Below are 15,000 nucleotides of genomic sequence, written 5' to 3' on the forward strand. Positions count from 1 at the left end.
CTGGCACTTGTCGCCAGGCCGGTTCGCCCCGACCGCATTTGCCGAAAAGGCGGGTCTCCATGGCGCGATCGATTACTCTGAACAATGCCAGCGAATGGACCGTCGTCTCCGAGGGCACGGCGGCTCTCCGCCGAGGCGGCCGGCGCGCGGCTGCGACAGCGGCGGTCACCGTTCCGGTGATCCCGGCCGAGTTCATTGCGCCGCAGGTGACGATCGATCGCACCATGGAGCTCGCCCCGACGACCACGCGTCGGGCGGCCGGCGTGCCGATGGTCGACATGTCGGTGGTCCCGTCGGCGAACGAATCCTACCTGCTGGCGATCAGGCACGCCTCCGGCGCGCTCACGTTCCATGCGCCCGAGATCGAAATCGGAGCGCGCAGAGGGCGATCGGCTGCGTTGGCCAGCTTCCGCTTTCGCGTCCCGCTGCGAGGTGCCTCGATCGCGGCCGAGCGGCGCGGCATAGTGAGCTCGGCCATCAAAGCGGTCGTCCTGAAAGTGGCTGGCAAGATCGCCGATGCGTTGTTGCCCTCGCTCGCCGCCACGGTCGAGGCGGCGCTATGGAGGAGGGCGGGTCTCTCCGAAGGATGGTTCACTCTCGACCAGAATTCGCTGGCGTCGGGCACGTTGCGGCCGGGTGCGCCGGCCGGCGGTCAGGCTGGACGCGCACTGCTGTTCCTTCATGGGACGTTCTCACACACCACCTCGTCGTTCAAAGAGCTCGCCACACCGCAATTCTTCACGCCGCTGCAGGCGGCGTATGGCGATCGAATATATGCGTTCGATCATTTCAGCGTCAGCAAGACGCCGGAAGAGAATGCGAAAGACCTGCTCGCCGGCTTGCCCGATCAGGAGACCGAATTCGACGTCATCACCTATTCGCGCGGCGGTCTCGTGCTGCGCAATCTGGTGGAACGCGCGAGCGCGCTCGGGCCGACGGCAAGCCGGTTCAAGCTGAATCGCGCCGCGCTGGTCGCCTCACCCAATGATGGCACGCCGCTGGCAACGCCGGCACGGTGGGAAGCCACCGTCGGCTGGCTGGCCAATCTGCTCGAACTGTTCCCTGAGAATCCGTTCACCTTCGGCGCCGGATTCGTTGCCGACGCGCTGGTCTGGCTTGCGCAGCGCGCGGGTGGTGCCTTGCCGGGCATCGCGGCCATGGACACGGGTGGCGAGATGGTGGCCGATTTGCAGGGGCCCCCCGCGCCGCCCGCTGCGGCTTACGCCGCGCTGGTCTCGAACTTCACCCCGTCCGGCAATATCCTCGAGCGAATGGTCGACGTCGGCGTCGACACGTTCTTCGCCGGCGCCAATGACCTCGTCGTGCCGAGCGCCGGTGGATGGCTGATTGATCGCACCGACGGGTCGGTCCCCGGAGACCGGATCGGCTGCTTCGGCGCGGGCGGAAACTTTCCCTCGAATCTGCCGCCGGTGCATCATCTGAATTTCTTCGCCCGGGCCGAGACCGCCAGCTTCCTGCTTCAGGCGCTGGCGGGAGCTCCACACGGATTGCCAGAGATCGATCCCTCGGTGACGCTCCCCGACAGCCGAGGCCGGCGCAGCCTCGTCGAAAGGCCGGCCGCGTTGCTGCGGCCTCAGGCCGCACAACTGCCGGCGCCCCCGCCGGCGACGGTGGTGCCGGCGCCGCTTCCGGGCCCGTCCGATTTCTCGATCTTCAGCGATGCATTCCAGCTCACGCTGATTGATCCCAGGCCCCTCGCGCAGGATGGCGGACCTGCCCGGCCAGGCGGGGATGGGCAGAAAGGTGGTGTCGTGACGCCGCAGCCGTACCAGCTGTTGGCAACCTATGGCGGTGCACGCATCGTGGAGCCCTTTACGGCCAGGGGCGGCGAAGCGGGGCAGAGGTGGCATGACATCATCGCCATGCATGAGCGCATGAAGAATTACGTCGACGGCAAGCTCGGCTTCGACGCGCCGACCGACGAAGAGCTCATCAAATACGGGACGCTGCTGTTCGACACGTTGTTTCCGCGGGAGGTGCGTCGCCTCTACGACGTGGCGCGATCGCGCGAGGAGCGCAACGGCCATCTGAACGTGATCTTCACGTCGATGATTCCGTGGATCGCCGACAAGCCCTGGGAGTTCGCGTTCGACCCGGACCGCAAGACGTTCCTCGCGACCCAGGAGCTGCATTTCGTCCGCAATGCGCTGACGGCGATGCCGGTGGAGGTTGCGAAGCCCAAGTCGGGGCCGTTGCGGATTCTGGTGGCCGTTGCACAGCCGATCGGGACCGCGAAGCTCTCTACGGAGCAGGAAGAAGCCGTTATCATGCGCAGCTTCCAGCCGCTGATCGATGCCGGCCTGGTCAAGGTCGACGTGCTGCGTGCGACGACGCCGACGCGGCTGCATCGGTGGATCTCGGCGACACCCTACGACGTCGTGCACTTCATCGGCCATGGCACCTTCGACACCGAGACCGGGCAGGGCTTCCTTGTTTTCGAGGATGACAAGGGCGCCGTGTGCGAGGTCAGCGCGCGAAATATTTGCGAGATCCTCTGCAAGCGTGGAATCCAGCTCATCTTCCTCAACGCGTGCGAAACCGGACGCGGCGAGGCGAGGGGTACGAAACAGCGCAAGGCGGACTTCAATCGCGGCATCGCGCCGGCGCTGGTGGCGAACGGCGTTCCGGCCGTTGTTGCGAACCAGTTCAGTGTCCGCGATGAGGCCGCAACCGAATTCTCACAGCATTTCTACTGGTCGCTGGCGCAGGGAGACTCCTACGGAAGCGCGGCACGGGAAGCGCGGATCGCGGTCAACTACGCGACCAGCCACGACACGATCGACTGGGCCGTTCCGGTTGTCTACGCCCGCGATCCCGAGGGTCGCATTTGCGAGCGACGCACACTGCCAAAGGAAGCATTGCTGACACCGCTGGTCTCGACCACGGCGAGACGCGCCACCATGCTGCACAAGTTCCGTGTCGCCGTGTGGGACGTCAACCATGTCTTTCCGGAGCTCGAGCGCACGGTCCAGCGCTTGAACGTCGCCCAGGGCGAGTTCGGCTTCGAGGTTGTCGACATGTCCGTTCCGCTCGGAGCCTGGCAGCGCGTGGAGGGAGAGGGCCTGCAACTCAACGCCAATCTCGCAGCAAGCGGGTTGAACAACAAGCGCCAGGAATTCGGCGTCGATTTTCTGTTCTGCATCATCGACAAGCCGATCATGTATCAGGAAGGCGGCGATACGCACACCGGCTATATGTGCTGGTGGTCAGATCCCGGCCAGGAAAACATCATCATCTTCGGCACCGTCTACGAGGACAAGCCGACGCAGGGACCTGCGGCCGACCATATGATCGCAAACGCAATCGTGCAGGGGCTGACGGGTATCCTGGCAGACCGCGGCACGCACAAACGGAAGGCCGGCGGCGGCAAGCACTGCCCGCTCTACTACAACGGCGAATTGGACATGCGGCTCGATGTTGGATCGCAGCACTTTGACGCCATTTGTGAACGCGAGCTCAGGAAACAGATACCCGAGCACCTGCCCGCGTTGAAGTCGCTGCTCGCCGCCTTCGACTGACATCGCGCCTCAGGGCTTGGCGGAGGCCTCCGGCATGATCTGGCGCAGAGGCTCCGGTGATATCGATATCTGGCCCGTGAACGGACGATCATGCGCCACGATCAGGAGCGCCGAGGTGGCGACGCCGGTCGCGAACAGCGCAATCGCGATCGCCGATCCCAGGCGGTTGTCGCAATGAACGAAGCCGATCACCAGCAGCTCGCACAAGGCCTGGAGATACAGGCACCACCACTTCACCGAGTTGACCGAGGCCAGGCTGACGATGATCCGCTGCCGCCGCGCATCCAGCGCCTGCTCCAGCGCGGCGACGATCTCGCGCTGCGCGGTCTCCTGCCCGCGACCCTGCGGCGTCGTCGCGACGACCAGCTGCAAGGCCTCGGCGAGCGCCGGCGGCGTCGCCTTCAGGGAAGCCTCCTGATGCGCCATCTCGGGCCATTCCACCGTGACGGCTTGACTGACATAGTCACGCACCAGCCCACGCAGCTTGGCTTCCTGCTCCGCCGGCAGTCCGGCCGCGAGCAGAACGGCGCTGCGAAGCGCGCTGGCCTCGCGGCTCACCGCGGCGCCAGCGCGGTCGCTGTCGCCCCAGACCTGCGCCGCAGTGAAGGCGACGAACAGGCCGAAGATGATGCCGAGCACCGGCAGCATGCCCGGCGAGATCGCCTTCAGCGCTTTCGCGCGTTCCTCTGTCGCGACCAGCGCGACGCAGACGAACACCGCTGCTGCCAGGAAATAGGTGAAACCGAAGATCACCAGCGCCATCGCGGGCACCGGCAAATTATGCAGCCAATCGCTCATGTCATCTCATCATTTGCCCGGAAGCTCGTCAGATCAGCCGCATCCCCCGCAGGCTGGCATGCCCGTTCTTGCCGACGATGATGTGATCATGCACGGCAATCCCGAGCGGCTTGGCGATCTCGATGATCGCCTTGGTCATCTGGATATCGGCCTGCGAGGGCGAGGGATCGCCGCTAGGGTGGTTGTGCACCAGAATCAGCGCGGTTGCCGACAGCTCCAGCGCGCGCTTGATCACCTCGCGCGGATAGACCGGCGTGTGGTCGACGGTGCCGGTCTGCTGCACCTCGTCGGCGATGAGCTGGTTGCGCTTGTCGAGGAAGAGCAGGCGAAACTGCTCCTTGTCGGCGAAGGCCATGCTGGTGCGGCAATAGGCGATCACCTCGTTCCAGGACGACAGCGCATTGCGGCTGTTGACCTCGCCCTTGGCGACGCGGTGCGCGGCCGCCGCAATCAGCTTGAGCTGGTTGATGGCCGCTTCGCCGACGCCGTCGATCTCGCGCAGGCGCGCCACCGGCGCATGGACGACCTCGGCGAACGAGCCGAAGATCTTGATCAGTGTTTTCGCCAGAGGTTTTGTGTCGCGCCGCGGCAGCGCCGGAAACAGCGCCATCTCCAATAGCTCGTAGTCGCTGAGCGCGTCGGCCCCGGCGCTGTAGAAGCGCTCGCGCAGCCGTTCGCGATGGCCGAGATAATGCGGCGCGTCCTCGGGGTTGCTGTCGTCGGCCTTGGTTTTGGCGGGCATCGCGCACAACCATGCCGCACCCGGCGCGTTTTGCAACCATGAAGTGTCATGGTGTCCCGCGGACAGTCTTGCTGCCGCCCGCAGGACGCGCCGTTCAGCCTATGAGATCGTCATCGACAAACAGGATGGCAAGATCAGGCTTTGAAGGTGACGACAATCAGCCCGGCGGTTTCTGATCGTGTCGCGCCGGCGGGGGCAGCGTGACCGTGATCACCCCGGTAAGAATGAGCGCCATTCCGGCCAGAATTGACCAGGCAAAGCTCTCGCCGAGCAGGGTTGTGCCGAGCATCACCGCGAATCCCGCCCGCAGATAACTCCCGCTGGTGGTGCCGAGCGGGCCGATGGTGCGGATCAGCCGGAAATAGATCACCATCGCGAGCGCCGTGCAGATGATTGCGAGCGCGATGACAGCCGCGATCGCCTGCGCCGGTGGCGGAGCCAGCATCCAGGGCCGCTCTAGGATCGCGGCCGCGGGCAGCATCAGTATTGCGGCGCAGCTCATGGCGCCCGCCGCCGTGACGATCGCAGGAAGCTTCTTGAACCGCTGCCCCCATAGCGGTGCGAGCGCGTAGCAAAGGCTCGCGCCGAGCACGGCCGCCTGCGCCAGCGGCGCGGCCGTGCCGATCCCCGACAGCGCGTCGATCCCCACGGTCATGGCGACGCCGGCGAGGCCGAGACCGACGCCGATGATTGTCCGGCCGCTGGTCGCCTGTCGTCCGCGCCCCGTCATCAAGGCAATCGCAAGCACGAACATCGGTGGTGTCGCATTGAGCACGCCGGCGAGGCCGCTTGTGATATGCGCCTCGCCCCAACTGATCAGGGTGAATGGCAGCGCGCTTTGCAGCACCCCTTGCACGAGAAAGGCAGCCCAGACCGATCCCTGGCGAGGGAGAGCGTGTCCCTGCGCCGTCGCAATGAGAAGGAGAAGACCTGCCGCGAGGGTCACGCGCGTCGCGACCATCGTGAACGGCGGAATCGACGGGATCGCCACCTTGATCAGCGTGAACGAGCTGCCCCAGATCAACGAAAGCAGCAGCAACAGGGCGATCTAGGAGGCGAGGGTGGCTTGTTCTGATGTTGCCTGCTCGGCCTGCGTGCTCATGCGGTGTGCTCCGGGATTTGCCGGCAGCATGATCAGGAAGCGGCGGCGCGGGCTGGCCGAATTCGGACCTCATCGTCCGATCGAGTCCGATTTCAGCTACTCGGCGAGCCGCATCGAAACTAATGTCGCGGCATGACAACGGGTCCGGCGCAACGGCAAACCCTGCCACCGCATCTCGACTGGGAGACCTGCGACCGCGCACGGCTGGCACGGGCCCGCGCGTTCGACGGCCTGTTCTTCTCCGGCGTTCGCTCGACGCGCATCTATTGCCGGCCGGTCTGTCCGGTTCGCCCCGCACGCTCTGAGAATGTCACCTTCTATGCGACGGCTGCCGCCGCCGAGCGGGCCGGCTTTCGCCCATGCCTGCGCTGCCGGCCCGAAACCGCGCCCGGTTCTCCGGCCTGGCTGGGGACGGCGACCACCGTCGCCCGCGGGATGCGGCTGATTGACGACGGCTTTCTCGATCGCGCTACCATGACGGCGCTCGCCGAGGCTCTTGGCGTCGGGCCGCGCCATCTGCTTCGTCTGTTCCTGCGCCATGCCGGCGCGAGCCCCAGCGACATTGCGGCGACCCGGCGCGTGCAGGAAGCCAAGCGCCTGATCGACCGGACTGACATGACCCTGGCGGAGATCGCCTTCGCCGCCGGCTTCGGCAGCGTTCGCCGCTTCAACGACGCCTTTGCCGCGACCTACAAGCGGCCGCCATCGTCCTTCCGTCGTCGGCGATAATCGAGGCGATCGGCAATCACCCGATCTGCTTCTCGCCGTGCCGCTCCGACAGCGTAAAGATCTCGACGCCGGTGGCGGTGACGCCGACCGAATGCTCGAACTGCGCCGACAGCGAGCGGTCGCGGGTGACTGCGGTCCAGCCGTCGGACAGGATCTTCACATGCGGCTTGCCGAGATTGATCATCGGCTCGATGGTGAAGAACATGCCGGGCTTGAGCTGCACGCCCTCGCCGGGCCGGCCGATATGGATGATGTTCGGCTCGTCGTGGAACATGCGCCCAAGGCCATGACCGCAGAAATCGCGCACCACGCTCATGCCCTGCGGCTCGACGAAGCTCTGGATGGCGTGGCCGATGTCGCCGGTGGTGGCGCCGGGCTTCACCGCGGCGATGCCGCGCATCATCGCTTCATACGTCACCTCGATCAGCCGCTCGGCCTTGCGCGCGATCGGGCCGACCGCATACATCCGGCTGGAATCGCCGTACCAGCCGTCGACGATGAAGGTGACGTCGATGTTGACGATGTCGCCTTCCTTCAGCGGACGGTCGCCGGGCATGCCGTGGCAGACCACGTGGTTGAGCGAGGTGCAGGTCGAGTAGCGGTAGCCGCGATACATCAGCGTCGCGGGATAGGCGCCATGGCTGAAGGCGAACTCGCGGACGAATTCGTCGATGCGATCGGTCGGAACGCCGGGGCCGACGACGTCGGTGAGCTCGTCGAGGCACTTCGCCACCAGGGCACCCGCCTTGCGCATGCCGGCAAAGGCGGCCGGCCCATGCAGCTTGATCTGTCCGGTCTTGCGCAGGGAGGTATCGGTGGCTTCGACGTAGCTCATGCGGGTCTGGTTCTTCTGGCTCGGGCCCGATACGGGCGGAAAGGCTTGATTTCAGGCCCAATCTAATGATTGCGGGCCTTCGCGCAAGCTTGGCAAGAGCGCTTTCGAGCGAAGTGGGTACCGGTTCGCGTCAAGAAAACGCGTCAAATCAAGACGAGAGCCTGCCATGCGCCCGAAAGCAGGCTCAATTCGGGACTTCTACGGTGGTTTCGACCGGCAGCGCGCCGCCGCGGATGCGGATTTCGCGGACCGGGTAGGGAACCCGGATGCCCTCGCGCTTGAAGACGTCCCACAGCGCCAGCATCACGTCGCTCTTGACGTTGTCCATGCCGTCGGGGTCCGCAAGCCAGAGGGTGAGCGAGAACTTCATGCCGGCTTCGGCGAATTCGGTCAGGATGCAGTTCGGCGGCTTGGCCTTCTGCGCGCGCGGGTGGGCGGCCGCGGTCTCGATCGCGAGCTTGCAGACGAGCCTGGGATCGGCGTCGTAATTGGTGCCGAAGGTGATCTTCACCAGCGTGTTCTTGTCGGTATAGGTCCAGTTGACGACCTTCTGCGTCACCAGATCCTCGTTCGGCACCAGGAATTCGCGGCCGTCGCCGGCGGCCACGGAAATATAGCGCGTCTTCATCGCGCTGATGCGCCCGGTATTGTCGCCGATGGTGACGAGGTCGCCCGGCTTCACCGATTTGTCGGCGAGCAGGATGATACCGGAGATGAAGTTGGCGACGATCTTCTGCAGGCCGATACCGATGCCGACGCCGACCGCGCCGGAGAACAGCGCAAGCGCGGAGAGGTCGATGCCGACCGTGCCGAGCGCAAGCACGATTGCGATTGCGAGCAGCCCGATGCGGATGATCTTGACCAGCAGCACTTGCACCGACGGTGTCAGGTCCGTCGCCGAGTTGATCTTGCTCTCGGCGAAATTGCTGGCGATGTTGGTGAGCCAGAGCGCGAGGATCAACAGCGCGCCGGCCTTGAGCACCAGGAGCGGCGTCAGCCGCAATCCGCCGAGCACGATCGCATAGGAGTCGAGCAGGTCGACCGTGGTGTCGAGCTGGCCGAGGATCGACAGCGCGGCGACGAACCACGCCGCAACCGACACCAGCTTGACGAAGAAGGCGTTGCGCAGCACCGAGGTGAGGAGCCGGATCGCGAGCCAGGCGAGCCCCAGCTTGGCGGCGACCATCAAGAGATAGCTGCGGCTCGGCCAGGTCGCGTGATACATCACCACGCGCGAGATGATCACGAGCAGGGTGAACATTGCCGTCGAGGCGCTCGAGACCATCACGCGGGCGAAGTGGCGCAGCGGCAGCGGCCAGCGCATCGCCAGCGAGGTCATGTCGACCCGGATGCGAATGGCGGCTTCCGCCGCATAGGCGATCCCGGCCGCCACCAGAATGAGCCCGAATTGCAGGTAGAACCATGGCGAGGCGATTTCCGCCCCGACGCTGCGCGCGGTGGTCTGCACGAACTCCATGAAGTCTTTGAGGTCCATCGGGCAGGTCTCTTCGGGAAGCGGGCGGCGGTTTGATTCGAAAGTGCCGCAGAATCCCACAAAGGCTGCGGCCGGGCCATCGATACACCGCTAAATGAAGCGCGTTAAGGCCGCAAAATACGGGCAGATTGCCGCGAGCGGGAGAAAATGGGTTGGCGCGCCGGTGCGGCGACGATAAGGATGCATGAGCACATGTTTTTGAGATGGGCAAATCTGTCGGTCCCGGCACACTTCACCTCGCCCCGCTTGCGGGGAGAGGTCGAAATTCAAGCGCTGCTTGAATTTCGGGTGAGGGGGACTCTCCGCGAGTCCCACTATCACCGGCCCTGCAGAGGCTCCCCCTCACCCCACCCTCTCCCCGCAAGCGGGGCGAGGGAGTGCCCGGCCGGTGGCCCCCTGACTGAACTCGTCGATCTCCCGGAGTAACCGCAGCACCGCATGGCCTCCCTCGACTCTTTCAGCATCGCCATTCTGCTCGGCGCCGTCCTGGTGATGGCCGGTATCCTGTCGAGCCTGCTCGCGCTGCGCTTCGGCGCGCCGCTGCTGCTGGTCTTCCTCGCGATCGGCATGCTGGCGGGTGATTCAGGCCCCGGCCAGCTCCAGTTCAACGACGTCGGCACGACCTATCTGGTCGGCTCGGTGGCGCTGGCGCTGATCCTGTTCGACGGCGGCCTGAAGACGCGCTTTGCCAGCATCCGCACCGTGCTCGCGCCCTCGGTGATGCTCGCGACCGTCGGCGTGCTCCTGACCGCGCTGATCACGGCGCCGTTCGCGAAATACGCGCTCGACCTCAACTGGACGGAGTCGCTGCTGGTCGGCGCGGTGGTGGCCTCGACCGACGCGGCCGCGGTGTTCCTGCTGGTGCACACCCAGGGCCTGCGCCTGCGCCCGCGCGTCGGTGCGACGCTTGAAGCGGAATCCGGCACCAACGATCCCTTCGCCATCTTCCTCACCTTGATGCTGGTCGAATACATCTCGCTGGGCTCGAGCTCGCCCGGCCATGTGGTGATGGAGTTCCTGCAAGAGGCGGTGCTGGGTGCCGTCGTCGGCTTCCTCGGCGGACGTTTCGTCGTCATCGGGCTCAACAAGGTCGCGCTGCCGCAGGGCCTGCACGCGCCGTTCGTGACCACGGCCGCGCTCGTGATCTTCGGCGGCTCGCAGATCATGCATGCCTCGGGCTTCCTCGCCGTCTATCTCGCCGGCATCATCATCGGCAACCGGCCGACGCGCGCGCATAATTCGGTCGTAGCGTTTCTCGATGCCGCAACCTGGCTGGCGCAGATCGTGATGTTCGTGCTGCTCGGCCTGCTGGTCTCGCCGAGCCGGCTGGGCTCCAGCGTGCTGCCGGCGATCGGCGTCTCGTTCGTCCTGATGCTGGTGGCGCGGCCGATCGCCGTGTTCGTGTGTCTCGCCCCATTCCGCTTCAACTGGCGCGAAAAGATATTCATCGCCTGGACCGGCTTGCGCGGCGCGGTGGCGATCTTCCTGGCCTCGATCCCGATGCTGGTCGGCCTGTCAAAGGCCTATCTCTATTTCGACGTCGCCTTCGTCGTCGTGATCATCTCGCTGCTGCTGCAAGGCTGGACGCTCGCACCTGCCGCGCGAAAGCTGCATGTGGCGCTGCCGCGCGCCGAGCGCGGCCCGCGCCGTGTCGAACTGGATCTGCCCGGCCAGCTCGAGCAGCAGCTGGTCGGCTATCCGGTGCGGCCCAAGAGCCTGTATTTCCGCCGCGGCCTGATCCCGTCCTGGTCCAAGCCGACCCTGGTGATCCGCAAGGAGAGCATCTTGACGCCGACGGAGGCCGATCCGATCGCGCCCGGCGATTACATCTATCTGCTGGCGCCGCCGGAAAAGGCCGAAGCCCTCGACCGTTTCTTCGTCGACATGCAGCCGAGCTCGGAGCCCGATCCGCATCTGCTCGGCGACTTCATGGTCTCCGGCGAGCACACGCTCGCCGAGCTCGCCGAGATCTACGGCGTCAACGCGAGTGATGACGAGAGCAAGCTGACGCTGGCCGACTATTTCGACGTCCATCTCGATCGCGCGCCGAAGGAAGGTGCCGAGTTGGCGCTGGGTGAGATCGTGCTCGTGGCGCGCAGCATCTCCGGCGGCCGCGTCAACGTCGTCGGTCTTCGCCTGCCGGAAGAAGACGAGACGCCGGCGCCGCTGACGCGCAGCCAGGCGCTGCGCCGCAAGCTCGCGGAGCTTTGGGCCTCGGTGGCGGGGGTTTAATTCTCACGCAGTCCGCCTTGAGTTTTGCAGGACGGAACCAACTACACACTCCGTCATTGCGAGCGCAGCGAAGCAATCCAGACTGCCACCGCGGAAAGATTCTGGATTGCTTCGCTGCGCTCGCAATGACGGTGTTTGTTGAAGCGCCATGCCCTGCGACGGCGAGCCGATGCAGGACCCGGTTCGCACGGAACCGCCACGAAATCGCCGCAACCAAGGAACATTTGCGCGGCTTCGTGACTTCCGGTTCCGGAACGCTCTGCTGCGTAGTCCGTTCTAGCCACGTAACGGTCAATGCATCTGACAGGAGCAACCCATGCGCAAACTCATCCTGCCCGCCATTGTCGCGATCGGTTTGGGAGCGGCGGCGCCGGCGATGGCCTACGACACGGGCGATCAGATCTCGATGCAGGCCGCGCTCGACGTCGCGACCGACATCGGCGTCATGACGATTTCGCATACCCAGTTCCTCGGCGACGAATGGCAGATCGAGGGCCGCGACAGCAGCGGCCGCTGGATGGAGGTCGATGTCGACGCCCGAACCGGCGACGTGCGCAACGTCGATCGTGGCTGGTAAGTGATGCGCGAGGCGGGTCGTCCTCAACCGCGATCCGCCGCGCCTCACGTCAGCACCTTCACCCCGCCGAACGAGGTCACGCGTCCCTGCCTGAGCATCACGATCTGGGTCGCCAGCTGGCGCAGCTCGGCGACGTCGTGGCTGACATAGACCATGGGAACATTGGCCTCGTCCCGCAGCCGCACCAGATAAGGCAAAATCTCGAGCTTGCGGGCCTCGTCGAGCGCGCCGAGCGGTTCGTCGAGCAGCAGCAGGCGCGGCTTTGACAAGAGCGCGCGGCCGAGTGCAACGCGTTGGCGCTCGCCGCCGGAGAGCTTTCCCGGACGGCGGTCGAGCAAAGCGCCGATGTCGAGCAGCTCGACGACGCGCGTGCGCTGCGCCGGATCGGGCGCGAGACCGTTCATCCGCCGTCCATAGTCGAGATTTTGCGCGACGTTGAGATGCGGAAACAGCCGCGCATCCTGGAACACATAGCCGATGCGGCGGCGATAAGTCGGCACATGGATGCCGGCGGCGGTGTCATCGACGGTCTCGCCGTCGATGACGATGGTACCGCGGTCGGGCCGCAGCAGGCCGGCGATCATGTTGATCAGCGAGCTCTTGCCGGCGCCGGATGCGCCGAACAGGCCGGTGACGCGGCCTTCGCTTGCGAAAGATGCGTGCAGCGAAAACTCACCAAGCTGTTTTTCGACATCGACGTGCAGCATGGTCAGTTCCCGTGCAGCCGCGCGGTGGCGCGGCGGGCGAACCATTCGGCCGCGATGAGCGCGCCAAGCGCAATCACGACCGAGATGATGACGAGCCGGCCTGCGGCGGCGTCGCCGTCCGGCGTCTGGATCAGCGAATAGATCGCGGACGAAATCGTCTGGGTCTCGCCGGGAATGTTGGAGACGAAGGTGATGGTGGCGCCGAACTCGCCGATCGCCTTCGCAAAGCCCAGCACCATGCCGGCGAGCACGCCGGGCAGCGCCAACGGCAGCGTCACCGTGAAGAACACCTTGAAGGGCGCGGCGCCGAGCGTCTCGGCCGCCTGCTCGAGCTTGCGATCGATCGCCTCGATCGACAGCCGCATCGGGCGCACCAGCAGCGGAAACGACATCACGCCGCAGGCGAGCGCAGCTCCAGTCCAGCGGAAGGCGAAGACGATGCCGAGATGATCGGCGAGGAAGGCGCCGACCAGGCCGCGGCGGCCGAAGGTCAGAAGCAGGAGATAGCCGGTGACGACGGGCGGCAGCACCAGCGGCAGATGCACCAGCGCATCGAGCACCGATTTGCCCCAAAAATCCCTGCGGGCGAGCAGCCAGGCCAGCGCAATGCCGAACGGCGTCGCCACCAGCGTTGCGATGACGGCGACCCTGAGCGAGAGCAGGATCGCCGTCCATTCGGCGGGAGAGATATCGAGCATCAAGTCGTGATCATCACGTCGCAAAACCTAAGTCGTGGGAGAGATCAGGAACCTGAAGCCGTATTTCTCCAGAATCGTCTTGGCGGCTGAGGTGCGCAGGAAGGCGAGATAGTCGTTGGTCTCGGGCTTCGCGGTCGTGGTCGCCGCCACCGGATAGATGATCGCGGGATGCGAATCCGCGGGGAAGGTGCCGACGATCTTGACGCCGGGCTCGACCTTGGCGTCGGTGGAATAGACGATGCCGAGATTGGCTTCACCACGCGTCACCAGCGTCAGCGCGGCGCGCACGCTCTCGGCCATCGCGAATTTCGGCTCCGCCGCCTGCCAGGCGCCGAGCTTCTCCAGCGCGGCCTTGGCGTATTTGCCAACGGGCACCGACTTGACGTCGCCGGTCGCGATCCTGCCGTCGCCGGCGAGCTTTGCGAGGTTGAAACCTTGGGCGATGGTGACGTTGTTGATCTCTGAGTCCTTCGGCGCGATCAGCACGATGCTGTTGCCGAGCAGGTTGACGCGGGTCGGCTCGTTGATGGTCTTCTTGGCTGTAGCGTAGTCCATCCAGTCGGTGTCGGCGGAGACGAATACGTCGGCCGGCGCGCCCTGCTCGATCTGCTTGGCGAGCACCGAGCTTGCGGCATAGCTGACGCTGAACTTGACGCCGGTCTTGGCGGTGTAGGCGGCATCGATCTCGTCGAGCGCGTTCTTCATCGACGCCGCGGCGAAGACCGTGATGGTCTTGTCCTCGGCGGCAGCCGGCGAGAGGCTCGCGCCCGCGAGCATGACGAAGGCGGTGAAAAGTCCGGCAATGCGATACATGGATGGCGCTCCGTGCGAGATCGCGCGCGCAAATGCACGCGCAAATCTGGCGTTGGTTGGGTCAGATCGCGACGGGCGGAAGCGCTGTTCCACGGGACCTTGCGACGGCTTACGGCCGGCAGGGATATCGCAACTATCGAAGATAGCAGGCTGCGCCCACAGGTCAAAGGCGTCTAACCAAACAGCCTATTGCGCCGGCAGGATCGAAATCGAGAGCGAATTGTCCTTGGCGCCGCTGATTTGCAGCACGAACGGCTTGTCCGAGAGCTCGTATTTCATAGTCTTGCGGATGCCGTCGCAATCGGTGGCGCCGCTGAAGGCTATGGGCTTGAGGAGATGCCCGTCCTGGACCACGTCGACCCAGGCCCCGCTGGACAAGCTGATCGTATAGAGCCCGGCCTTCGCCGCCTTGATGCCAGTGAAGCCGGCAAAGGTGCCGTCCTTCGGCGCCCGCTCCGGCGGCGAGGGCAGTTTTGCCTCCTGAGGTGCGACCAGGCCCAGCGTGATCGCCGACGAGGGGACCGCGGCCTGTTCGCTGCCCGATGCGAGCCTGGCGCGGTCCGGCGCCGTCAGCGCGGCGCGGTCGCGCTCGATCGGCCATTTGAACTTGTCGCAGCCGCTGGGCTCCTCGGCGGCGAGGGCGGAGGTCGCGCTGAGTGAAAGCACAGCGAGGAGGGCGAGGACGCGCATGTCAAATCTCATCGTTGGCCACGCAAGGACGCGGGGCGTGCGG

At 65.5% G+C, this 15,000-nt stretch carries 13 protein-coding genes; 4 read left to right on the forward strand and 9 right to left on the reverse strand.

The annotated features are described in order from the left end of the window. The first annotated feature begins 59 nt into the window (after positions 1–59). On the forward strand, positions 60–3,539 hold the full coding sequence (locus ABIC09_RS01200; RefSeq protein WP_354108158.1) for a DUF7379 domain-containing protein: 3,480 nt from the start codon (positions 60–62) through the stop codon (positions 3,537–3,539). 9 nt (positions 3,540–3,548) lie between these two features. On the opposite strand, the gene ABIC09_RS01205 is transcribed toward ABIC09_RS01200, so the two are convergent. From ABIC09_RS01205 to ABIC09_RS01215, 3 genes are all read right to left on the reverse strand, one after another. Then, entirely contained in the window at positions 3,549–4,337 is a 789-nt protein-coding gene (locus tag ABIC09_RS01205) for a bestrophin-like domain (RefSeq protein WP_354108159.1), read from the reverse strand. A gap of 28 nt (positions 4,338–4,365) precedes the next feature. Further along, on the reverse strand, positions 4,366–5,079 hold the full coding sequence (gene radC / locus ABIC09_RS01210) for a RadC family protein (protein WP_148751850.1): 714 nt from the start codon (positions 5,077–5,079) through the stop codon (positions 4,366–4,368). A gap of 157 nt (positions 5,080–5,236) precedes the next feature. After that, on the reverse strand, positions 5,237–6,118 hold the full coding sequence (locus ABIC09_RS01215) for a DMT family transporter (protein ID WP_354108160.1): 882 nt from the start codon (positions 6,116–6,118) through the stop codon (positions 5,237–5,239). A gap of 195 nt (positions 6,119–6,313) precedes the next feature. Here ABIC09_RS01215 and ABIC09_RS01220 point away from each other — a divergent pair, with 195 nt between their 5' ends. Continuing rightward, the gene (locus ABIC09_RS01220; protein WP_148751848.1) at positions 6,314–6,910 is read left to right on the forward strand and encodes an Ada metal-binding domain-containing protein; all 597 of its coding nucleotides are present in this window, start codon (positions 6,314–6,316) and stop codon (positions 6,908–6,910) included. A gap of 16 nt (positions 6,911–6,926) precedes the next feature. Here ABIC09_RS01220 and map read toward each other — a convergent pair whose 3' ends face one another. Continuing rightward, positions 6,927–7,745, reverse strand: coding sequence for a type I methionyl aminopeptidase (gene map / locus ABIC09_RS01225; RefSeq protein ID WP_148751847.1), 819 nt, complete (start codon positions 7,743–7,745; stop codon positions 6,927–6,929). A gap of 184 nt (positions 7,746–7,929) precedes the next feature. Then, entirely contained in the window at positions 7,930–9,240 is a 1,311-nt protein-coding gene (locus ABIC09_RS01230) for a mechanosensitive ion channel family protein (protein ID WP_148751846.1), read from the reverse strand. A gap of 438 nt (positions 9,241–9,678) precedes the next feature. Here ABIC09_RS01230 and ABIC09_RS01235 point away from each other — a divergent pair, with 438 nt between their 5' ends. Next, positions 9,679–11,472: a potassium/proton antiporter gene (locus ABIC09_RS01235; protein WP_354108161.1), complete on the forward strand. Its 1,794-nt coding sequence runs from the start codon at positions 9,679–9,681 to the stop codon at positions 11,470–11,472. Between the two features lie 316 nt (positions 11,473–11,788). After that, on the forward strand, positions 11,789–12,049 hold the full coding sequence (locus ABIC09_RS01240) for a PepSY domain-containing protein (RefSeq protein WP_148751842.1): 261 nt from the start codon (positions 11,789–11,791) through the stop codon (positions 12,047–12,049). 44 nt (positions 12,050–12,093) lie between these two features. Here ABIC09_RS01240 and modC read toward each other — a convergent pair whose 3' ends face one another. The 4 genes from modC to ABIC09_RS01260 form a co-directional block, all read right to left on the reverse strand. Next, complete coding sequence (gene modC, locus ABIC09_RS01245; protein ID WP_148751841.1) at positions 12,094–12,756, reverse strand: molybdenum ABC transporter ATP-binding protein; 663 nt, start codon at positions 12,754–12,756, stop codon at positions 12,094–12,096. 2 nt (positions 12,757–12,758) lie between these two features. Beyond that, positions 12,759–13,454 carry a molybdate ABC transporter permease subunit gene (modB, locus tag ABIC09_RS01250; RefSeq protein WP_354086045.1) on the reverse strand — a complete coding sequence of 232 codons (696 nt, stop codon included), beginning with the start codon at positions 13,452–13,454 and terminating at the stop codon, positions 12,759–12,761. Positions 13,455–13,481: 27 nt separating this feature from the next. Further along, positions 13,482–14,267 (reverse strand): molybdate ABC transporter substrate-binding protein, encoded by a 786-nt coding sequence (modA, locus tag ABIC09_RS01255; protein ID WP_354086046.1) that lies wholly within the window; start codon positions 14,265–14,267, stop codon positions 13,482–13,484. Between the two features lie 186 nt (positions 14,268–14,453). Beyond that, positions 14,454–14,957: a hypothetical protein gene (locus ABIC09_RS01260; RefSeq protein WP_354108162.1), complete on the reverse strand. Its 504-nt coding sequence runs from the start codon at positions 14,955–14,957 to the stop codon at positions 14,454–14,456. Positions 14,958–15,000: the final 43 nt, after the last annotated feature.

Origin of the sequence: Bradyrhizobium sp. S3.12.5, from assembly GCF_040548225.1 — a bacterium.
Lineage (GTDB): Bacteria > Pseudomonadota > Alphaproteobacteria > Rhizobiales > Xanthobacteraceae > Bradyrhizobium > Bradyrhizobium cytisi.

Bases quoted from the DNA above. Each gene is read 5' to 3' on its own strand.
- map (WP_148751847.1), bottom strand. From the start codon at position 7,745: ATGAGCTACGTCGAAGCCACCGATACCTCCCTGCGCAAGACCGGACAG.
- modC (WP_148751841.1), bottom strand. From the start codon at position 12,756: ATGCTGCACGTCGATGTCGAAAAACAGCTTGGTGAGTTTTCGCTGCAC.
- radC (WP_148751850.1), bottom strand. From the start codon at position 5,079: ATGCCCGCCAAAACCAAGGCCGACGACAGCAACCCCGAGGACGCGCCG.
- ABIC09_RS01220 (WP_148751848.1), top strand. From the start codon at position 6,314: ATGACAACGGGTCCGGCGCAACGGCAAACCCTGCCACCGCATCTCGAC.
- ABIC09_RS01200 (WP_354108158.1), top strand. From the start codon at position 60: ATGGCGCGATCGATTACTCTGAACAATGCCAGCGAATGGACCGTCGTC.
- ABIC09_RS01230 (WP_148751846.1), bottom strand. From the start codon at position 9,240: ATGGACCTCAAAGACTTCATGGAGTTCGTGCAGACCACCGCGCGCAGC.
- ABIC09_RS01260 (WP_354108162.1), bottom strand. From the start codon at position 14,957: ATGCGCGTCCTCGCCCTCCTCGCTGTGCTTTCACTCAGCGCGACCTCC.
- ABIC09_RS01205 (WP_354108159.1), bottom strand. From the start codon at position 4,337: ATGAGCGATTGGCTGCATAATTTGCCGGTGCCCGCGATGGCGCTGGTG.
- modB (WP_354086045.1), bottom strand. From the start codon at position 13,454: ATGCTCGATATCTCTCCCGCCGAATGGACGGCGATCCTGCTCTCGCTC.
- ABIC09_RS01240 (WP_148751842.1), top strand. From the start codon at position 11,789: ATGCGCAAACTCATCCTGCCCGCCATTGTCGCGATCGGTTTGGGAGCG.
- modA (WP_354086046.1), bottom strand. From the start codon at position 14,267: ATGTATCGCATTGCCGGACTTTTCACCGCCTTCGTCATGCTCGCGGGC.
- ABIC09_RS01235 (WP_354108161.1), top strand. From the start codon at position 9,679: ATGGCCTCCCTCGACTCTTTCAGCATCGCCATTCTGCTCGGCGCCGTC.